This window comes from Algoriphagus alkaliphilus (genome assembly GCF_900103735.1).
In the GTDB taxonomy this organism is placed as follows: Bacteria; Bacteroidota; Bacteroidia; order Cytophagales; family Cyclobacteriaceae; genus Algoriphagus; species Algoriphagus alkaliphilus.
In genome coordinates, this window is sequence record NZ_FMXE01000032.1 from 40,627 (window position 1) to 61,065 (window position 20,439).

General features: G+C 42.8%; 16 protein-coding genes. 6 read left to right on the forward strand and 10 right to left on the reverse strand.

Translation table 11 applies throughout. From position 1 onward, the window contains the following. Nucleotides 1-13 precede the first annotated feature (13 nt). The 5 genes from coaBC to BLQ81_RS17835 form a co-directional block, all read right to left on the reverse strand. Nucleotides 14-1,222 carry a bifunctional phosphopantothenoylcysteine decarboxylase/phosphopantothenate--cysteine ligase CoaBC gene (coaBC, locus tag BLQ81_RS17815; RefSeq protein ID WP_092733026.1) on the reverse strand — a complete coding sequence of 403 codons (1,209 nt, stop codon included), beginning with the start codon at nucleotides 1,220-1,222 and terminating at the stop codon, nucleotides 14-16. A gap of 5 nt (nucleotides 1,223-1,227) precedes the next feature. Further along, nucleotides 1,228-1,542, reverse strand: coding sequence for a DNA-directed RNA polymerase subunit omega (locus BLQ81_RS17820; RefSeq protein WP_092733029.1), 315 nt, complete (start codon nucleotides 1,540-1,542; stop codon nucleotides 1,228-1,230). A gap of 27 nt (nucleotides 1,543-1,569) precedes the next feature. Next, nucleotides 1,570-2,469, reverse strand: coding sequence for an outer membrane protein assembly factor BamD (locus tag BLQ81_RS17825; RefSeq protein WP_092733032.1), 900 nt, complete (start codon nucleotides 2,467-2,469; stop codon nucleotides 1,570-1,572). A gap of 70 nt (nucleotides 2,470-2,539) precedes the next feature. Beyond that, nucleotides 2,540-3,250, reverse strand: coding sequence for a T9SS type A sorting domain-containing protein (locus BLQ81_RS17830; protein ID WP_092733033.1), 711 nt, complete (start codon nucleotides 3,248-3,250; stop codon nucleotides 2,540-2,542). Nucleotides 3,251-3,392: 142 nt separating this feature from the next. Continuing rightward, complete coding sequence (locus BLQ81_RS17835; RefSeq protein WP_092733036.1) at nucleotides 3,393-5,063, reverse strand: OstA-like protein; 1,671 nt, start codon at nucleotides 5,061-5,063, stop codon at nucleotides 3,393-3,395. 125 nt (nucleotides 5,064-5,188) lie between these two features. On the opposite strand from BLQ81_RS17835, the gene tilS reads away from it, so the two are divergent. The 5 genes from tilS to BLQ81_RS17860 all read left to right on the forward strand — a co-directional run bounded on the left by tilS (nucleotide 5,189) and on the right by BLQ81_RS17860 (nucleotide 12,639). Further along, entirely contained in the window at nucleotides 5,189-6,508 is a 1,320-nt protein-coding gene (tilS, locus tag BLQ81_RS17840; protein ID WP_092733038.1) for a tRNA lysidine(34) synthetase TilS, read from the forward strand. A gap of 3 nt (nucleotides 6,509-6,511) precedes the next feature. Then, entirely contained in the window at nucleotides 6,512-7,027 is a 516-nt protein-coding gene (locus BLQ81_RS17845) for a Crp/Fnr family transcriptional regulator (protein WP_092733041.1), read from the forward strand. 146 nt (nucleotides 7,028-7,173) lie between these two features. Continuing rightward, complete coding sequence (mdh, locus tag BLQ81_RS17850; RefSeq protein WP_092733044.1) at nucleotides 7,174-8,109, forward strand: malate dehydrogenase; 936 nt, start codon at nucleotides 7,174-7,176, stop codon at nucleotides 8,107-8,109. 102 nt (nucleotides 8,110-8,211) lie between these two features. Further along, a complete protein-coding gene (locus BLQ81_RS17855) occupies nucleotides 8,212-10,917 on the forward strand; it encodes a hypothetical protein (RefSeq protein WP_092733047.1) in 2,706 nt (901 codons plus the stop codon). A gap of 66 nt (nucleotides 10,918-10,983) precedes the next feature. After that, entirely contained in the window at nucleotides 10,984-12,639 is a 1,656-nt protein-coding gene (locus tag BLQ81_RS17860) for a mechanosensitive ion channel family protein (protein ID WP_092733050.1), read from the forward strand. 1 nt (nucleotide 12,640) lies between these two features. On the opposite strand, the gene BLQ81_RS17865 is transcribed toward BLQ81_RS17860, so the two are convergent. From BLQ81_RS17865 to BLQ81_RS17880, 4 genes are read right to left on the reverse strand one after another with little or no spacing between them, the layout of a single operon-like run. After that, complete coding sequence (locus BLQ81_RS17865; RefSeq protein WP_092733053.1) at nucleotides 12,641-14,305, reverse strand: hypothetical protein; 1,665 nt, start codon at nucleotides 14,303-14,305, stop codon at nucleotides 12,641-12,643. Continuing rightward, on the reverse strand, nucleotides 14,298-15,446 hold the full coding sequence (locus BLQ81_RS17870; protein ID WP_092733056.1) for a DUF4249 domain-containing protein: 1,149 nt from the start codon (nucleotides 15,444-15,446) through the stop codon (nucleotides 14,298-14,300). The genes BLQ81_RS17865 and BLQ81_RS17870 overlap by 8 nt, the downstream gene beginning before the upstream one ends. Continuing rightward, nucleotides 15,446-18,178: a TonB-dependent receptor gene (locus tag BLQ81_RS17875; RefSeq protein WP_092733060.1), complete on the reverse strand. Its 2,733-nt coding sequence runs from the start codon at nucleotides 18,176-18,178 to the stop codon at nucleotides 15,446-15,448. The genes BLQ81_RS17870 and BLQ81_RS17875 overlap by 1 nt, the downstream gene beginning before the upstream one ends. An 8-nt stretch (nucleotides 18,179-18,186) precedes the next feature. Further along, on the reverse strand, nucleotides 18,187-18,888 hold the full coding sequence (locus BLQ81_RS17880; protein ID WP_092733063.1) for a hypothetical protein: 702 nt from the start codon (nucleotides 18,886-18,888) through the stop codon (nucleotides 18,187-18,189). Nucleotides 18,889-18,994: 106 nt separating this feature from the next. Between BLQ81_RS17880 and BLQ81_RS17885 the strand changes: the two genes are divergently transcribed. After that, nucleotides 18,995-19,906: a sugar phosphate isomerase/epimerase family protein gene (locus BLQ81_RS17885; RefSeq protein WP_092733066.1), complete on the forward strand. Its 912-nt coding sequence runs from the start codon at nucleotides 18,995-18,997 to the stop codon at nucleotides 19,904-19,906. Nucleotides 19,907-20,137: 231 nt separating this feature from the next. On the opposite strand, the gene BLQ81_RS22520 is transcribed toward BLQ81_RS17885, so the two are convergent. After that, the coding region (locus BLQ81_RS22520) for a hypothetical protein (RefSeq protein ID WP_217636683.1) at nucleotides 20,138-20,439 on the reverse strand (302 nt) is incomplete at its 5' end.

Consider the following 20,439-nt stretch of genomic DNA (forward strand, 5'->3'; position numbering starts at 1 on the left):
AAAATTCCAAAGCTCAAATCCAAACTGGCACTTTTTTGATTTCTTCCAATATCAAATTTGCAACTTCAGATTTTGAAATAAGTCCTGAATCGGCAAATCTACCATCCGCATGAATGATTTTCACCCGGTTGGTGTCATGTTGAAATCCTGCCCCTTCGTCCTTAGCTGAATTCAAAACGATCAAATCAAAGTTTTTCTTATCCAGTTTTGCTTTGGCGTGCGTTTCTTCATTTTCAGTTTCTAATGCAAAGCCAATATGCAATTGCCTCGTCTGTTTTAATTTGCCCAATTCTAAGGCGATGTCCACATTCTTTTTCAATAAAATGGACATCTCGGATTCATTTTTTTTGATTTTTTGGGAAGCGATTACTGCCGGAGCATAGTCTGCAACTGCCGCTGCGAAAACACAGATATCCATAGTAGCATGAATCTTTCTGGCCGTCTCATACATTTCATGAGCAGATTTGACCTTGGTCAAATGAAAATCAGCAGACCTAAAAGGAATGGAAATAGGTCCTGAAACCAAAAAAACCTCTGCCCCTCGGGATTTAAAAGCATCTGCAATTGCTATTCCCATTTTACCGGAGGAGTGATTACTTATAAAACGAACAGGATCGATCGCTTCCTGAGTAGGTCCCAAAGTGATTAAAACCTTTTTGCCGGCAAAGTCTTTTTTAGTATTGAAAAAAACTTCAACCTGATTCAGGATGTGTTCCGGCTCCATCATTCTTCCCTGACCTGACAGACCACTCGCCAATTCTCCGCTTTCGGCATCCAATAAGATGTTGCCAAAGGCCTGAACTTTGCTGATGTTCTCCCGAACAGCTGGATGCTGATACATGTCCAGATCCATTGCCGGAGCCAGCATGACTGGGCAACGGGCGGAGAGATAAGTTGCGGAGAGAAGATTGTCGCAGATCCCATTGGCAAATTTAGCAAGGGTATTTGCGCTTAGCGGAGCTACGATAAAAAGGTCAGCCCAAAGTCCAAGTTCCACATGATTAGTCCACTTTCCGGTTTTTTTGTCGGAAAATTCAGAAAAAACAGGGCGCTTGGATAGGGTGGCAAGCGTGAGGGGGGTGATAAAGTCAAAAGCTGAAGTGCTCATAATGATTTGCACTTCAGCTCCGGATTTGATAAGTAAACGCGTCAAATGAGCAGACTTGTAAGCAGCAATACTGCCAGTCACGCCTACTAGTATTCGCTTACCTTGAAGGCCCATCTCGATTACTCCGCTCCCTCTTCCGCAGGGAATCTGTAATACACTTTACCTTCCATAAATTCTTCCATTGCCATGGTAGAGGGTTTTGGCATACGCTCGTAAAACTTGGAGATTTCAATTTGCTCCTTGTTTTCAAATACTTCTTCCAGATTATCCACAGTTGAAGCAAACTCAGAAAGTTTGTTGTTCAATTCTTCCTTAAGATTGGTGGAAATCTGTTTTGCACGCTGTCCCACGATGTGAAGAGACTCATAGATGTTGCCTGTTTTATCAGCAACCTTATCAAGATCACGCGTTACAATTGATGGGTTAATAGCCATACTATAGTTAGTTTTTGATTTTCTGTATTAATTATCGTCCTCATTTGCTTTAGCCTCAGACAAAGCTTTGGCTTCAGCAGCTGCTGTTCTTTCAGCATATTCTTTTTTGAGCTTCAGATGCGCATCAAGTTCTTTTCGTGTATCAGCCTCAAACCCCTTCACCTTTCCAATGTAAGCACTGCTTGGGTATTTTCTGTAAAAGTGGCTGGCAAATCGAATTGCATCATTCAAACGCTCTTCTTTCTTGTCAAAAGTGGAGTTTTTAGCATAACCAAATCCAACTTCAACGAGTTTGTATCCCAACTCCTCATTGCGCTTACTTTCAGGATAATCTTTTGCAAAATTCTGAAAATTGACAATGCAGGCTCGGTAAAAGTCACCCGGGAAAAGCCCATCCTTCAGCTTGTAGTACATCTGCGCCTCACTGAATGCTTTGTCCTCAAATCTTCCTTCCAAATCAATCAGCATGTCCATTGCCCGCTCATAACTTGCAGATTCAGGAAATCGGGTAACAAATTGCTGTATTGCCGCTACTGCTTCCCGACTGCTTTGTTGATCAAGATTGAAATCAGGAGCATCCAAGTAGAGGGAATACGCATGCATAAAAAGGGCTTCCTCAGCCAAAGGACTTCTGTTGTAGGTTCTATAGAAAGAATTGAAGTACCCTGCTGATTCGATATACCGCTTGATCTTAAAATGGCAGTTGGCATAATTATATTCGGCCATTTCGGCCTTCTCTGACCCCTTTATTACAGGCAAAACCTTTTCATAGAGGATAATCGCCTTTGAATATTCTCCTTCCTGATAGTATTTATTGGCCCCGTTATATAACTCTTCCCAATTGGTGCTTTTTTCCAACTTGGCAAATGGCCCACAGGAGGCGATTAGAAACAGAACTGAAAGAAATAGTAGGGATTTTAGCTGCATGCTCATTTTCAAGACCGCAAATATACGGGTAAATTGTTCGTATTCAAATACCTGAATTATCCAAGGATTGTTACTTCTTGACTTGTAGTTTTTTGGTTACTACGTTTTTGTTGTCTACGAAGAGGGTATAGAAATATACACCCGGCTGATAGTCCGTTACATTAATCACTAAGGAATTGCGCTCAGGATCCAATTCAAATTCGGCGATAGGATTACCAATGAAACTGTTGATCGTGATCTTTGCTTTCGCTTTTGGATTAACCAATTCATAGTTCAACTGTGCAATTCTATTGCTTGGATTTGGGAAAATCTCGCTGAGTTTGATGTCTTTATGGGTGAAATCAGTGCTTGAACCATTGGCTACTTCATACCTAGCCTCAACGACGAAATTTTCTCGAATATTTTCTGAGTTAACAAAAAATAAGTCAAAACTTCCTCGAGTTTCTGTAATGCCCATTTCAAATTCCAAATAGAGGTCTGTAAAAATCTCTCCCGGCTGTAGCTTTAAAGAAATCTTTGTCAAGTCCTTTTTAGGATCAAAACATTGGTCACTGAGACAAATTTTTACTCTCTGGGAGGACCCAACACTCCCTCTAACATTTTTTAGAAGATAGTTTTTAATCTGATTTGATTCGTTCTGGATTATGACTGTTTTGCGTTGAGAAGAACCAATGTCTCCAGAAAAATCCAGCACCTCACTCAGCACACGAACCTGTTGCGCTCCCGCCAAAACGGGAACCAATACCAGCAAGCATGTTAAAAATCTGAACAAGGACTTCATGTAAAACTTTAATCAAATGGGTACTCTAAAGGGGTTTCTATAAACTTAATATACGTACAAAAATACTTTTTTGATTAGTAACACAATAAAAATATGGGTTAATTGTTGTTAAGCTTTTGGGGAAAAAAAGACCACGTAAAACTCAAAGAAAATTATCTTTCATGATCGCAGGGTTCAACGGCTTTTTAATTGGCGCTAAATTCGATTTCATAAGTTTTTCCTGTATTTGACGGTCAGAAGGCATTTCTAATTTTACATCCGGAATATTGAATAAATTTTCAGCCCCGAGATCGATTTCTTCAGGTTTTCTCCAGGCATCAATGGTCATTCGATCCGGTTTTTCTGCTATTCTCCAGTTAAAGCCGACCAATTTGGAGACCTTTTCATCGATTTTTTGGACAGGTGTAAATTTCCCGTCGGGCCTGATTCCGAAGTTGGCCTTTTGAATTGCCCCATCATTAAAAGTCAATTTTATATTAGCACTCAAAATCCTGTTTATCCCCTGTGTGAGGGTATCTGCCTCTAATGCAAAATACAGGGATTCCCCATTCCCATCAATTAGCAGCCGCTTCATCTGTCCTTCTTTGAAATACCCGGTCATTTCCCTTCCTTTCATTTGATTGAAGTTCAGCAATGTGTCTGACATGATGGCGAAAGCTTTATCCTTCATGAAAACGCGGTCAAGCTCTTCATTTACAATAAAGAATACCATAGAGTCTGCTGATATTTGACTTTTATGGTTCCACATCACCGGATCCTGAAATAACCTGATCGAGGAATCGGAATAATTATACACCAACGAATCAGCAATTCCCGCAAGATCTGTTTTTGTAAGTTTGATGGATTTGAAAGCCAGTAAATATTTTGCCGTATCTGTCTCACTGTCTTGGGAGATCAAGGTGTCCGCAGTCATAAACAGTGTGTCCTTTTCAAAGTACTTTCGAACCAATGCATTGCCGTATACTAAGCTATACTTACGATTTTCCCAATATTTCCCCCTGTCACCATAGACTTCAACTTGGCGTTCCTTGTTCAAAACCCGAACATCATCTTTGCCTTCGTAATATGCTTTTGCCTCATCATAAAACAATTCCTGTGCCTTCACTCGACTTTCTTCCGTCTCCACTATCCCATCAAAAAACCGAAATTGCTTCTGTTGGGTGTCATAGAAGCTTCCCTTCTGCGCATCAAGCTTATAGCCTTCTTTGGATACAATATTGGTCAATCCTTTAGTTTCTGAAGTTTTTGGAATCGTCCGGTAAATCAAATTATTGGTCTTCATGGTGTAATCCGGATTAACCAAAACTACATTTTGGCGGAAAGTGATACGTTCCAAATTCACCTCATAAATCCCCCGTTCGCTGGTAAGGACATTTGTAGAATCCACTACTTTCCCCTCATTGAAATACGTGGCTATATTTGTTTCCCGGTTGTAATCCAAGTAATCGGTGTAGAGCGTCGTTTGTTGATTGGTGAAAACCACGTTTCTCCGGAGCTTGGCGACTTTGGTATTGCCATTGTATTCGGCATACGAGCTCGTAGTGGTGATCGGGTCTTCGATATCTTTGATCCGAACTCTTCCAAAAAGCTGTGCTCTGTTTTCCGCTCTGAAAAAATGGGCTGAGTCACAATAAATCAGGGAATTCTGATGCTTCATCTCCACATTCCCCAATAATCGTTCAAACCCATTTGCACCCCTCAGTAAGTCAGCCCTATTGATTTCAAGAGTGGAAGATTGCTGACTAAAACTCTCCTCTGAGACCGAAAAAAACAGTAGACAAAAACCAGATGCGAGAAAGTATTGAATGTTCATAGGTGAATACTAGGTGACAAAAATAGAAGAAACACTTGTAAAACTATTTCGAAATAGATCACAAGCACACATATTCAAGCGAAGAACCTTTCCATTTTTCCCAAAGAAAAAACTATTTTTGATCAATGCTTGAAGCTTTTCAATCCCACATTAAAACCCGTGCCCTGATTACCCCCACCTCCAACTATTTGCTAGCCTGCAGCGGAGGAATGGATAGCATGTGTTTAGGCGATCTTTTACTCCGGTCGGGAATCAATTTCGAGGTGGCACATGTCAATTTTCAACTACGCGGAAAAGCGAGTGAGGAAGACCAATTATTCGTCCAAAATTGGGCAAAGAGCAATCGTCACACTTTTCATCCAAAACTTGCAGCCACTGAGAAATTTGCAAAGCAAGGTGGAATCTCCATCCAAATGGCTGCAAGGGAAATCCGCTATGCATTTTTTGAAGAAATCAGAGCTGCGCATAAGCTCGATGGGGTAATCCTTGCGCATCACGAAGATGATCAGTTGGAAACGATTTTTCTCAACTTGCTAAGAGGAACCGGAATAGAAGGTGTCTACGGAATGGCGGAGCGAAAAGATTGGCTGATCCGTCCGTTATTAAATTTTTCCAGAGCCGAAATCCAAAAATACATGCAAGAAAATCAGCTCACCTGGAGAGAAGATAGCTCAAACGAAAAATCAGATTACAAGCGAAATAACCTAAGAATCAATGGTCTACCTGCAATATATGAACTTGAGCCTGATGCACGGAAAAATCTATTGACCAGCTTCCAAAGGCTAAAAGATACCGGTAGGGCTTTTGGTGGGCTTTTTGATACCTGGAAAAAAACCAATATTAAGCAAGATCATCCTTACCAATCCCTTCCTTTTGCAGCAATGCAAAATCAGCCTGGAGCCTCCACGCTACTTTATTTTTGGCTTCGCCCTTTCGGTTTCAATTCGGATCAGGCTCAAGCCATCGCAGAAGCTTTGGGTCAGCCCAAGACGGGATTGATATTTGAAGGCTCGGGTTATGTGCTTTACTTTGATCGTGAGGAACTTGTTCTGGCACAGAATCAAAAGAATTTCGATCCGATCTATATTGCTGAAAACACCCCGGAACTAGTACTTCCTGATGGGAAATATAAATTAATCCGAGAAGACTACCCCTGTCAACTGGATAAATCGCCCGTCAACGCCCAACTTGATTTTTCAAGGTTGGATTTTCCGCTTGAAGTTAGAGATTGGCAAGAAGGAGATAAATTTATCCCGCTAGGGATGAATTCCTCAAAAAAAATCTCTGACTATTTAATTGATATTAAAGTGCCTCTTGCAAAGAAAAAAAGCATAAAAGTTTTACTTTCAGCTGGGGAAATTGCTTGGGTAATCGGACTGAGGATTGCCGATTGGGGCAAGGTTACCCCTGCGACTCAAGGCATTCTCTATTTTAAAAAATACTGATCCATGATAAATCCATTTTCCAAAACTTACGACGGGGAAGAATTGATGATGTTTGATTTTTTGCAGCGGATCAAATTTTTTGAACGACTAAGGCAAAAAGAACTGATGCGGTTTCTGCCCGCCATGCACCATCGCAAATATGTGTGTAATGAGGTGGTTTTTTTCAGTAAAGATCCCAGTCAGGCACTGTATCTAGTCAAAAGCGGCAAAGTCAACCTGAGCATTGATATTAAAGATAATTTCGAAATGATCATGGAAGTCACACATGGGGGATGTTTTGGCGAAAATTCACTTTTGGAAAATGCGAAACGAACCTATACAGCCCTGATCGACTCTGAAGAAGCGGAACTCATTGTCATTCCGCATTTTGCAATTCAGGAGATTTTTGACAGCAACCCAAAGATCAAAGCAAAAATGATGACCTCGCTGGCAGAATATTACAATGGGAATAACCAACGCCTTTTCCGGTCCTATCGGGAATCTTTTGGCTTTTTCAGCCTTCGGCAAATGTTTGAATAAGCAGTTCATCCGCTTAGCTTTTCATTTATCAAAAATCCCAAGCCCTGACCAAAGTATTCCGAAGCTAGTTTCGATTCCTAGTGGTTGTTTAATATCTTAGCGGCGCTTTCAAAGCCAGTAATCATAAATAAAAATCAATAAAAAACATGAGCAAAGTAACCGTAGTAGGTGCAGGTAACGTGGGTGCAACCTGTGCCGATGTTTTAGCTTATCGCGAAGTAGCCGAAGAAATTGTTTTAATCGACATCAAAGAGGGAATTGCTGAAGGCAAAGCCCTTGACATCTGGCAAAAAGCTCCGATCAATCAGTATGACAGCCGCACTGTAGGCAGCACAAATGACTACAGCAAGACTGCAAATTCTGATGTAGTGGTGATCACCTCAGGTCTCCCGCGCAAGCCGGGAATGACCCGGGACGACCTAATCGAAACCAACGCGGGAATCGTGAAGTCCGTGACTGAAAACGTGGTAAAGCATTCCCCAAATGCGATCATCATCGTGGTTTCCAATCCATTGGATGTCATGACTTATCAGGCTCACCTTACCTCCGGATTCAACAGAAACAAAGTAATCGGAATGGCCGGTATCCTTGACACCGCCCGATACAGAGCTTTCCTAGCTGAAGAACTTAATGTGTCCGGAAAAGAAATTCAGGCGATTCTAATGGGTGGACATGGTGATACCATGGTTCCGCTGCCGCGCTATACAACAGTAGCAGGCATCCCTGTGACTGAATTGATATCCAAAGACAAATTGGATGCAATCATCGAACGAACCAAGTTTGGCGGTGGGGAATTGGTAAAACTGATGGGTACTTCAGCCTGGTATGCACCGGGATCGGCGGCCGCCCAAATGGTGGAAGCCATATTGAAGAATCAGCGAAGAGTATTCCCTGTATGCATCAAACTGGACGGCGAGTACGGCATTGACGACTGCTACCTGGGCGTACCGGTTATATTGGGAAAAAATGGAGTTGAAAAAGTACTTGAGCTTGATCTCAACAACGAAGAAAAGGCCCTGCTTGAAACTTCCCGCGGTCACGTGAAGGAAGTAATGAATGTTTTGGATAAACTGGCTAAGTAATTCAGCCTGATGATTTGATAGGACCTAAGATTCTCCGCCTAAAGCGGGGCTTCTTAGGTCTATTTTTTGTATAATGGATTTCAAATTACCTAGATCAGCTAAGTGAAAATCTGGAAGAGTCTTTTGGTTCTGATTGGAATAACCCTTTTCTCACTGGGCGGATACTGGCTGTATGAAAATTACTTTTATTCCGGCAAAATCAATAGCCTGGAACTCATCCAGCCAGATGCGATTTTTGTTTTTGAGACCTACCAAGCCAATCAGACATGGAATGAATTGGTCAATCAGCCGGTTTGGCAAATTCTTTCTCAATTGCCAGCCTTCTCTAAAACAGCCGATCAATTGGTCAGTTTGGATAGTCTCACTGGGGCAAATGGACAGGTTTCCAAGACGCTTCGTGGAAAGCAAGTCACCATCAGCTACCATTCCATCGGTATAGACAGCTTTGAACTTTTATACTCCATAAACTTCGGGGCAAACTCCCCACTGAATTTTCTGGAAGAAATAAAAAGTCGCCTTCCAAAAAACATTCGCATACAAAACAGAAAATACAGTGACCAGGAAGTTTTCGAGTTTTTTGGAACAGGAAACTCCAGAAAATGGTCTGTAACGATCTTGGGCAATGTCATGCTTGCTTCAGCCTCCTCCTTCATCGTTGAGGAAGCGATAAGACTTTACATTAGTTCTGACCAAAATTCTCTGGCCTCAAAATTAGGAGACGAGCTCAAGAAAGGATCGGAATGGGGAAGATTGATCTTCTCGGCTAAAGGAGTTTCGAAATTTCTGGAAGGTATCGGGACAGAAAGGGGAAATTCGACTGTCAAGGAACTTGCCTTAAATGAATCAATTTTTGCTTTGAACCTGACATTTGAAGAGGGTCTACTTACCTTCAAAGGACCCGCACTACTAGGAGCAGAAATCAATTTCACTCCCTCGGTAAGGGCAAATTTCCCTGATATCCAAAAACTGATCTCCAACAGAACTCAGGCACTTACTCAGATCAATCTGGATGGGATTTTTGAGTCTCAAAAACTTCAGAATGCCGCATTTTCACCTAAGTCAACTATCAGCGGGGAAATCCAAAACCGTCTGACAGACCGCGGTTTTTTGGATAATTTTTCGGGAGAGTTCTATTTCCTTCAATTAGAAAATTTGGGGAATCAGAATGATAATTTGGTAATCTTGGCGAAAGCACTAGACCCGGCGCAGACCTTTGCCTTTCTCAAAGAATTCAGAAATGGAACAGATCAGGATCAATCTGACTTCTATCGGGGTTCGGAAATTCTGTTTTTCCCAGAGGAAGAGTTCCCTGCCCATTTATTCAATGGAAAATTCACGGGATTTCCTCAGACACATATCAGTCTGATGGGCGAAATCTTGGTAATGACCAATTCATCGGCTGGAATGAAACTCATATTGGATGATTTGGCTTCGGGAAACACCTGGGCAAAAGCCCCAGAATCCGCTCCGGGAAACCGGGCAATAAATCCGGCTGCGGGATACTCCAAAACTTTCATTTTGGATAAAATCTGGAAAAAATGGGAAGTCAAAAGTAATCCTGCATGGAATCCTTTTCTTCAAATTTATGCTTCCGTATTTAAAACATTCCCTTACCTAAGTTTTAGGATCAATCAAATCGGAGGGAAACCAGAGGCAACTTTGAGCATCCCCTATCAGACTGCAAACCTGGTTCCAGTGAAAGAAACAACTGGATTAAGCTTAGTTCCATCCAGAACTATAACCCTTCCCGAAAAAATAATTTACGGGCCTAAAGGCATCCTTAATTTCAATGATAAGACTGAAGATTTGGTCTTGCAGGATGCCAATCATGTTTTGTATTTGGTTAATTCTGGTGGAGAAATTGTTTATTCCCAGCAACTGACAGGCTCGATTATTTCGGATGCATTTCAGATTGATTTTTTGAAAAATGGAAAGCTTCAATTGCTCGTAGCCACTTCGGACAAACTCTATGCGATCGATCGGTTGGGAAATTCACTTCCGGGCTTCCCATTGTCCCTGGAAAATGAAAAAATAACACATCTAAGCCTTGCTGACTATGACAATTCCCGTGATTACCGTTACTTCTTAGCGACAGAATCAGGAAATCTCTGGCTTTTAGACCGAACCGGAAAGGGTTTGGAAGGTTGGAACCCCTTGAAATTGGGAAAGAAACCAGTCTTGGCTCCACGTCATATCCGTGTACCCGGCAAAGGTGACTTCATGGTCTCACAGACCGAAGGCGGAATAGTTCACTTCTTCAATCGAAGAGGCGAAAACCAGGTTGGCTCCCCTCTCGTGCTCGGTAAAGAATTTGTGTCCCCGATCAATATCACCACAGGAATTGGAGGGAATACCTTGAAGATCTCAGCCATATCGCAAACGGGAGAATTGATCCATGCCAGCTTCGGAGGAGAGATCACTTACAGAACGCAACTCGTCAAAGCCGACAAGGATAATCGCTTTGTCTTATTGGCGGATCAATCGGGACATTCCGAGATTATTTTATCAAGGCAATATTCAAAAACGCTAATCCTGAATGAACAGGAAAAAGTACTGTTTACACTGCCAATTTCAGGTGAAAAGGTAGGGTTTGGCTATTTTGATTTTGGCTCAGATAGGAAAATAATCGCCGTTTCTGATTCTGAACAGGGATTTGGTTACTTATATAATCTTCAGGGAACAATGCTGACTGCCACTCCTTTGGAGAGTGAGGGAGCGATTCAAATCAGTCATCAACCTACCCGAAATCAATATGCCATCCGGACAGTCAGTGGACACCGGATGATGGAGTACCTCATGCCTGATTGAGGATGGAAACTTGGGTGGCCCTTCAGGATTAAGTAACTTGCAATCCTGAAAACAACACTACAGCTGATGTCCAAAAAGTTTTTCCTGCTTTCGCTTTTTCTTTTCGCCCTCCATTCTTCTGCGTTGTCACAACTCATTACTGACAGCAAAACAGAACTTCAAATCGAAGAAGGAATCAACCTAGGTTCTCCTTATCACACCACCCTCACATTTTTCTACAACCTCGACAAAAATCATTTTTTTCCAAAGCGCGCAGCAAGGACGTTGGATCTGCAAGGCAATGACAGTGACCCTGAGGAACTCGCCATCAAGCTTCAACAGATCTTTGAAGGAAAAGGCCTAGTCATCCGGACAAGTGAAGTACCAAACAATGCCAACTTTGCAGATTCTACTGCAAACGGAGAACATAAATTCTATTTTGACCAAACAAAACTGCCCGGAATCTTTCTTGAAAAAAAGGGAAGTCAATGGAAATTCTCATCCTTCTCAGTCAGCCAAATTCAAAAACTTCATAAGGAAACTTATCCTTACGGGAGCGATAAACTTTTGAATATCCTTCCCAAGATTGGGACTGATGAATATCTGGGACTTCAACTTTGGCAATTGGTCGGGATTACTTTTTTGATTTTCCTCACCTTTCTTGCCCACTTGATTTTCACTTTTCTGGTTGACAAAGGGCTGATCTATTTCCTGGACCGATTGGGATACGGATACATCGGTGAAAATTACCTTCTTCCCGTTGCCAAAATCACCAGCTTTTACCTCATCGTACTGATGCTGTCATTACTCATCCGGATTTTGCAATTGCCAGTGGAAATTTATGCCTGGATTATCCCCGTATTCGACACCCTGAAGCCGTTTTTGATCACGGTGATTTTCTATAAAATCGTCGATGTCATTGCGGCATATTTTGCAAGTTTGGCAGCCAAAACCGAATCCACACTCGATGACCAATTGGTCCCTCTGATTCGTAAGACACTAAAAGCTTTGGTTATTTTGGTTGGAACCTTATTCATCCTGCGGGACGGGCTCAACCTTGATATTCTCCCATTTCTTACCGGAATTTCCATCGGAGGTGTCGCCATCGCTTTGGCCGCTCAGGATACCATCAAAAACTTTTTTGGCTCTATCATGATCTTCATTGACAAACCCTTTCAGGTAGGAGATTGGGTGACCTCAGGGGAAATTGACGGAACTGTCGAGGAAGTCGGATTTCGATCTACGCGTATTCGTACATTCAGAAATTCGGTAATGTATGTGCCAAATGGGAAAATCGCCGATGCAGTCGTGGACAATCATGGTCTGCGGCAATACCGTAGATTTTTTACCACACTAACCATCACGTATGACACTCCTCCGGAGCTGATTGAGGAGTTTGTCAATGGACTTCATGAAATCGTTTTGGCACATCCAATGACCCGAAAGGATTATTTCAACATCTTCTTCAACAATCTCTCGACCTACAGTCAAGATGTAATGTTTTACATTTTCTTTGAGGTACCGACTTGGCCTGAAGAACTCAAGGCAAGACACGAAATTCTAATTCAGATTGTCAAGCTTGCCAAAACATTGGGGGTTCGCTTTGCTTTCCCTACCCAAACCCTTCACATGGAATCGTTCCCCGAAAAGAGTGGGCTTGCTCCATCCTATCCCAGTCAGGATGAATACAAGACTCGGTTAAATCAGTTTGTATCGAATGAGTTGACAAAAAAAACCAAATAATCTAGAGGTTGGTTGAGAATTTTCTCCTTGCTATCCGGATTTCCCCACTTGAATCCAAATACCTGACCCAAACCAAAAAGTCCCCGGTTAATTCGGATGTCTGGATACTTTCGCCCTTTGATTTTCCCCAAAACAATACGGTCCTGAAATCGGGAAATTTACCGCCCTCGCCGGGTTTTGTGAACTGTGATTTATCAAGCTCGATTTTTGGCTGAAGACCGAAATAATCAAAAAAACGAGCGCTTGGAGCCAGTGGGTAAAGTCCAAAATTATTTCCAAAGCTACTAAAGCTTAGCACTCCCGGATAGGTCCGGTCATTGAGATAGAATTCCCGGTTGAGGACTTCCAGTTTGCTTAGAAATTTGGGATTGAAGCCGGAGAGCAAATCCGAATCAAAGACCGGCATTGCATCGATCAGGATTAATGGATTGGCATCAAAAACATTTTTCGCAGCTTCATTCAAAAGTCGAAATTCCTTCTTCTTGTCGCGAATCCTGACAGAAACACTTGGAACATATTCCCGAAAGACAGTCTCGACGGTTTCAAATCGTGTGTAATCATCTAAAGAAAACGTGTGATCGGCAACAAATCCTGTAACAACCTCCAGTGAATCACTGTCATATTTCTCCACAAAATAGGATTCAACAGCTGCTGCTTTTTGGAGTTGCGAAAGAAAAGTTAATTCGGTTTTTGGAATCGAGAGAACGGGAAAATTGAAATTCTGAAGGAATTTCGTTTTGACGACCGGAGAAATGATTTCGAGACCTTCCATTTCAGCACCGTCTTCCAGCTGAATGATAAGTCTATCCCAGTGTGAAAGACCGCCCGCATCAAAAAGAATCTGTCCGCTTGCATCGGCACGGTCAGTGTACAGGGCACTTTGCTTTCCATGGAGTGAGAGAAAATAGGTCTGACTCGTATCAGCCTGTGGGACTCTTGATTCCACAATGTGTCCAAAAAGCTCAGGTAAAAGTGGCCTTTGTTCAATTTCAACATAGGCCTCCCTGGAATTAATTTGACGCTGCTCTTCTTCCAAATACGGGTTGGAAATGGACACCCCCGAGGAAATAATCTCTGCAGAATTGTCAAACGAAAGCAGAAATGTGGAGCCTACTTTGGGGTTTGCTTCACTCAACTGTATTAAATCTGACGATGTTACTCCTGCTCTTTTTGGAATTAATTCATTCGTCCCAACCGTTTTGGGGGGAATTTTTGGATTGATTACTGTAACGAATTGCTGAGCAATCCCAATTTCCAAATCAAGGTATGGGCTGATCCTCGTGTAGACTCTGAGTAAATAGTGGTCAGAGGGAATGGCTGTCGAAAGCAGTAAATAATTCAAGGCCTTGCCCTCGTCCAAGGGGACTTTGGCGTAAGCCACCGAATTTGAAAAGCGATCCACCAACTCCAAATAAAGGACTTTTGAGGGGCTTGGCTTTTGATCTCCTTTTACCTCTGCTTCCAACCAGATTTTTTCCCCGACCAAAAAAAGCGTTTTGGGAATTTGAAAGGATACATTTTCTTTTGGTCTGTTGACTCCTTGTGCTTTACCTAAGGAGATCGTGATCAGTAGCAAGACAATCATCCCAAATAAGGAAAAGAATCGCTTTCTGAAAATCGAATCAAAATATCCGATCAATGCTATTTCTCTAGGTCGTTTAATCATTTTTCCAAAAATCAGGAACTGTTCGGGAAGCGTACAGGGTGCAATCCGCGCATCTTCTTTCTGTGGGATAATAAGCAACTATGGTCGTACCCTCCATCAATTCGCGGGCAGGGACTTCCACTCCGCTAGCAAACGCTGACTGATACGCTGGAAATCGGACAGGCTCTTCCGCAACGACACAACCACTGAAAATAGGGTTGGTATAGCCCCATGGGGAAACATCGCTGAGGTTGATGTAAATCCTACGCTGCTTGATCACCCCCATGCTGATTTGACCGAGAACAAGGATTTTAGAGTTACCGACAGCTTTGATATTTCCAGAAATCTGTGAAGGCAAGGGACTGAAGATTGACCCGATATCCTCGGTATTTCTTTTTAGGGTTTCCCAAAATTTAACGGCAGCTGCATCGATTGCCTTTTGGGAAATCAGAATACTGTAACGCTCCTGAATTCGCTCATCTCCAACCGGTATTTCGGTAATAGTTTTTCTGAAAACCACCTGATTTTGAAATCTTGAACTCGTCTCCAACAAAATATCGGGGTTTTGCTCGCTTTTAAAGCAAAGCGAAATCTGTTCAGCCTGAGTTCTGTCTCTGACATTTCTGGTGGCCGGATCATAGATATAGATCGTTCTGATTCGAGGCCGGAAGATCCAGGTCTCTTCATACGTCCAAAGAAAATCATCAGCAGCCTCATTCCCTTGGGTATTGACATAGACCTCCACTCCTTCTTGGTCTCTTACAAAACCGGCATCGATAATATCGGGCGTGATGATGGGTCGGATCAGAGTAGATTCAAAACGCTCTCCGCCTCGCAGGACGATTTCCAGTCGATAGTTGGCATTTTCAGGAAGGTCACGGGCGAAGACATAAACGCCTGGCACTTTTTCAGCCAGTGAAAAAGCCGCACCGCTTTCGGAATATAAGTTCACACTCGCTCCAATCTCCGGCGCAAAAGTCGTCTTAGCGTCTATCGGAACAGTTCTGCTGATCCGAAGTTCGCTCTCCAGCCCTTCTGTATCGAGGTATCCCTCCACTACCAATACCGAAGTGAGCTGCTGGGGAATTTCAGGATCAAAAGGTTCCCTACAGGCAAAAAGCCCGAAAATTAAAGCAAGAAGACCTAGGATATTCGCTCGCATCAGAATCTGAAATTATAAGTGATGAATGGAATAGGCTCTGCGAATATCGAAAGCTTATACCCCTGCAATTTTCCTCCTTCCGGAATATAATACACAGAAAAAGGATTGTCCCTTCCCAAAATGTTGTACACCCCGAATGACCAGGAGGCGTGCGCCAGCTTTTTGACTTTGTGGTTTCCCTCCAGATTTACTGAAAAATCCATTCGGAAATAATTCGGAATTCGGACTGAATTACGATCCCCGAAATACACGCGCTCCGAGCCCCCATACTCAAACTTGGCAATGGGCAACGTGACGGGTCGGCCAGTACTGTATTTTCCGGCAAGGGTGGTATTTACTCTTCGGCTCAGTTCATAATTCAGCACAACGTTGGCATTGTGGGGCTGATCAAAATTACTCGGATACCATTCCGACCGATTGATTTGCTCCTTCCCTTCGCGTGGATCGGTCTTTAGGAGAGATCTACTGTAGGTGTAGGCGACTGATCCGTTCAGTTTTCCTGTGGATTTCTTAAGAAAGAGTTCCAATCCATAAGCCTTACCTTTGGTAACCAGGACATCTTGTTCGATGCGGTCGTTTAGGATAATCGATGCGCCGGACCGATAGTCCAAAAGGTTCTCCATGGTACGATAATAAACTTCCGCAGAAAACTCTACCGCATTGTTTTTAAGATTCTGAAAATACCCCAATGCATACTGAATCCCCCGTTGGGGTGCAATAAATGCATCACTCAACTTCCAGGTATCGGTAGGCGTGATCACAGATGAATTACTCAGCAGGTGGATATTCTGTCGCATGGTATTCACTCCTGCTTTGATGGATGACCAATTGGTCAAGGCATACCGACCTGACAGACGGAACTCAGGGCCATGATAAGTGTTGACCAGTTCACCGGAACTGTAGTTTTGCTCACCGATGATATTTTGTGGCAAATTTGGCTCGCCGGATGCATAAATGGGCAAAGTCTGCGGGCCAAAGTATCCGTACAAATTGTATCGCAACCCTCCGGAGATTGTCAGCTGTTCATTGACTTCAAATTCGTCTCCGAAAAAAAGGGAAGTCTCCAATGCCCTCTCGGTAGGCACATCATCAGGAATGACAATACTCTCTGCCCCAAAAGGAGCTATTTTGCCCGGATTCAAATCATACCAAATGGAATGAACTCCATAAGTGAAAATGTGGCGTTCACCTTTTTCCTGACGAAACTGGGCCTTGAGAAAACGCTGACGGATATCGAATTTGTACCGGTACGAATTCAATGGATTATCCTCTCCCTGAACCTGAAAATCGTAGGCATCTTGTCCAACCGAAAAGGTTGCCTCCACCCGGTCATTGAAATAATGTGTCCAGGACAGTGCGAAATTTTGGTTGGAATAGCTGTAAACCGTATCGGGATCAAATTGGAACTCGTCTTCACTGTAATAGCCGGTAAACCTTAAAATATTTTTCTCGTTGACCTGATGCTGAATAGTGCCATTGAAATCAGCAAAAAATGCCCTACTCGCTCCTAGATCCGCTCGATCCTCCAAGTAATCCAACAACCAATCCGAATAGGTCATTCTAGCACCTACTATAAAGGTGGTCTTTTGTCCAATTGGTCCATCCAAACTCAATCTACTCGTCAGGGGACCGATCCCTCCTGATCCCCCGATTTTATCGGTTCTTCCCAGCTTTGGAGTGACCTGCAGGACGGATGATAATCTTCCTCCATAACTGGCCGGAATTCCTGCCTTGTATAATTCCACACCCTCCACCATATCAGAGTTGACTGAGGAGAAAAATCCAAATAAATGAGAAGGATTGAATAGGGTGTTTTGATCATACAAAATCAAATTTTGGTCAGCGGCACCTCCGCGCACATTGAAGCCAACGCTTGCTTCGCCCGCTGTATTTACTCCTGGCATGGTAAGGATTCCTTTCAAAATATCGACTTCACCCATCACGGATGGGAGTTTTCTCATTTGTTGGGCAGTAAGAGACTGAACCCCCATCTCAGGGCGGGAGACATTGGTCAAAGCACCTGACCGGACTATCACTTCACTAAGCGAAAACACACCCTCTCCGATACTCATATTCAGCTCACCGTCTCCTTGGAGATCGATCAGACGCTGCTCGGTATAGCCTCCAATATTTTGAACCAAAATCGTCTGCTTGCCCTTCGGTATAGTCAGCTCATAGCGTCCTTGCTGATCGGTAATAGTTTGTGTTTGGCTAAGTTTCTCGTACACTACCGCACCTTGGATGGCTTGTCCTTTCTCAAGACTTAAGACCTGACCGCGGATTTTTGCAGTGGCACTGCCGCCACTTGGCACTCCAATTACGTGCCTTCTATTTCTGACAAATTCATCTTCTGATCCGGCCGATTCCCCGGATTGATTTCCTGAAGTTGGGCTAAAAAAAGAGTCCGGAAAATCCACCGACAATTTTACTCCTTTGCTGATAAAAACTTCTCCTGCCTTCGAGATGGAAAATTTAAGGTCTGATTGCAAAAAAATCAGCCCGAGTACATCCTCCAACTTATCGTTATTGGCTTGCAGATTAACTGTCAGACCCGCTATATCTTCTTTTTTATAGAAAAATCGATAGTTGGTTCCTTCTTCCACCTTTTCCATAAACCGCTCAAAAGTGACTCCGGGATAAAATCCGGAGATTCTTTCAGGAGCTTGCTGCGCAAAAGAAAAAGTCGAAATTATACACAGCAAGAATACTAACACTTTTGTAAAAAGTCTCATAGGGCAGGTTACTGATCGGAGGATTTTGTGACCAAATACCGAAGGAAATTTTCAGGACTTTGTTTAAAATTCAAGCCTTCAGCCCGCAGTTCTTTCTTGGTATCCTTTGGATCTAGCCCGATAATTTCAATTGCTTGGTTCCTGGAACTGACCGGGAAAAATTCCCCGTTTTTCGATAGAAAAAAATCAGTCTTCTCTACGAAAAGCGCGTCGAATTGAGACATTTCACGAAGGGCTTTGGTGGTCTTATAGCGCTTTGCAAGTGCTTTAAACTTGCCCTCACCCAAAATTTCATAGATTCCGTTTTGATTTCGGGAATATCCTGAGTTTCCGGACAAAAAGCGAAAACTTGACCCGTTTGAAAGGGTAAATCCATCAATCTTTTCAGGCTTAATCAGGATTTTCTGATTGAAGATCGGATGAAATGTCACCAATTGATCTAAGTAACTGTCGTAAAGCAAAGGCACTTCAGGATAGACTATTCCATTGATGCTTAATCTTCCTTTTTCAAATTGTCGGGAAGCAAAATAAGGGTCTCCCTGAATGAGTCTGGAGGCCTCCGCATATTGGCCTCCTGTGATCAATTCCTGAAAATAGGGCAACTGCTCCCTGTACTCCGCAAGATAAGCCAAATCTCCCCCAACCACCTGAGCAACTCCATTGCTCACAAAACATGTCGTAGTGAAAAGAAAAAATATTATTTTTTGCATGTCGCAAAATACGATTGAAAATCCTAACCGTTTAGATTAATTCAGAATATGTATGAGCGGCTATCTGTAACTTTGAAAGGGTAAAAATTACTAAAATTCAACCTCCATGACTACTCGAAGAAACCTTTTAAAAACCTTAGCACTTTCCCCATTGGCTATTTCTGCTGCTCCTGTCTTTGGACAATCCGCCGAAAAGAAAGAAAGCTCATTTAAATTCTCCTTAAACACCAGCACGATCCGGGGTCAGAAGCTAAGTTTACCACAAATCATCGAACTCACAGCACGAGCAGGATATGATGGCTTCGAACCCTGGATGATGGAGATTCAAGCGTATTTGGAAACCGGAAAGTCCGTGGCATCGCTGAAAAAATTGGCATCTGATGCGGGTATTGAATTTTTTGACTGCATTGGATTCCCGACGTGGATGGCACAGGATGAGGAAAAAAGCAGAACTGGATTCACCCAGATGGAAAACGAAATGGGCATCTTGGCGGAATTGTCTTGCCCAAGAGTAGCTGCTCCTGCAATAGGTACCGAAGCACCCTTGGATTTGCTGAAAGCCGGTGAGCGCTATAAGAAGCTTCTGGAACTGGGACGGAAAACCGGAGTTATGCCGCAATTGGAGTTTTGGGGAGCTTTTCCTTCCTTTTTCCACTTGGGACAGGCCATGGCTGTGGCGGCGGCGGCGGACGACAAAGATGCCAAGATCCTCGCCGATGTCTATCACCTATTTCGCGGAGGTTCTGGATTTGAAGGAATGAAAATGCTTGATGGACATGCGATAGACATTTTTCACATGAATGATTTCCCCATCGAAATCCCAAGAACCGAGCAACAGGACAAGGATAGGGTTTTTCCCGGTGATGGCGGCGCACCTATGAAGGAATTGGCGGACACCCTCAAGTCCAAAGGCAAGCCCATTATCCTCTCATTGGAACTCTTTAATCCGACCTATTACGCCATGGACGCCGAGTATGTGGTGAAGACTGGTTTGGAGAAGATGAAGCGGTTTTTTTAAACAAAAAGCCTACTTAAGATCGAATATCCATATCATTATCGAAAATTTAGGCCTAATTTTTCGATTATGGTTTAGGATTTCAGACCCCTTTCGGAGTCTAACTTCTGAATAATCGCGGGTGAAACCCGTGGATAAGAGGCATAACCCGATAAACTTACCTCTACCTTTAAAGGGTCTTACTTCAAACTCTCTTTCCTTTAAGTTCAACCCCATGCGGGCATTGGCGTTAACTTAGCGATATATAATTTTCAGATCTTGTTGATAATGAGATCTTTTTCTTGTTTCATAGCAACAATATTTGGCTAGTGCCTCTATCGCCAGGCAAGGTTCATTTGGTTTGCTTTGTAATTCATTCAGAATTAGAATCAATTTTTGTGGATTCCTTGTTAAATATTGAGTGACTTTCATCAGACTCAGATCTTTATTTGCCTTTGTTTTGACTAAAATTCGGCAAGGGGTATAAATAAACTGTGTACAGATGATTATCATGATAAATCGTGACCAAATTATGACCCAAAGTTGAATTTTGGACA

What these genes read in the sequence shown, in the direction of transcription:
- BLQ81_RS17865 (WP_092733053.1), bottom strand. Translation starts at nt 14,305, where the DNA reads ATGATTAAACGACCTAGAGAAATAGCATTGATCGGATATTTTGATTCG.
- BLQ81_RS17830 (WP_092733033.1), bottom strand. Translation starts at nt 3,250, where the DNA reads ATGAAGTCCTTGTTCAGATTTTTAACATGCTTGCTGGTATTGGTTCCC.
- BLQ81_RS17825 (WP_092733032.1), bottom strand. Translation starts at nt 2,469, where the DNA reads ATGCAGCTAAAATCCCTACTATTTCTTTCAGTTCTGTTTCTAATCGCC.
- coaBC (WP_092733026.1), bottom strand. Translation starts at nt 1,222, where the DNA reads ATGGGCCTTCAAGGTAAGCGAATACTAGTAGGCGTGACTGGCAGTATT.
- BLQ81_RS17870 (WP_092733056.1), bottom strand. Translation starts at nt 15,446, where the DNA reads ATGCGAGCGAATATCCTAGGTCTTCTTGCTTTAATTTTCGGGCTTTTT.
- BLQ81_RS17875 (WP_092733060.1), bottom strand. Translation starts at nt 18,178, where the DNA reads ATGAGACTTTTTACAAAAGTGTTAGTATTCTTGCTGTGTATAATTTCG.
- BLQ81_RS17820 (WP_092733029.1), bottom strand. Translation starts at nt 1,542, where the DNA reads ATGGCTATTAACCCATCAATTGTAACGCGTGATCTTGATAAGGTTGCT.
- BLQ81_RS17835 (WP_092733036.1), bottom strand. Translation starts at nt 5,063, where the DNA reads ATGAACATTCAATACTTTCTCGCATCTGGTTTTTGTCTACTGTTTTTT.
- BLQ81_RS17845 (WP_092733041.1), top strand. Translation starts at nt 6,512, where the DNA reads ATGATAAATCCATTTTCCAAAACTTACGACGGGGAAGAATTGATGATG.
- BLQ81_RS17880 (WP_092733063.1), bottom strand. Translation starts at nt 18,888, where the DNA reads ATGCAAAAAATAATATTTTTTCTTTTCACTACGACATGTTTTGTGAGC.
- tilS (WP_092733038.1), top strand. Translation starts at nt 5,189, where the DNA reads ATGCTTGAAGCTTTTCAATCCCACATTAAAACCCGTGCCCTGATTACC.
- BLQ81_RS17860 (WP_092733050.1), top strand. Translation starts at nt 10,984, where the DNA reads ATGTCCAAAAAGTTTTTCCTGCTTTCGCTTTTTCTTTTCGCCCTCCAT.
- mdh (WP_092733044.1), top strand. Translation starts at nt 7,174, where the DNA reads ATGAGCAAAGTAACCGTAGTAGGTGCAGGTAACGTGGGTGCAACCTGT.
- BLQ81_RS17885 (WP_092733066.1), top strand. Translation starts at nt 18,995, where the DNA reads ATGACTACTCGAAGAAACCTTTTAAAAACCTTAGCACTTTCCCCATTG.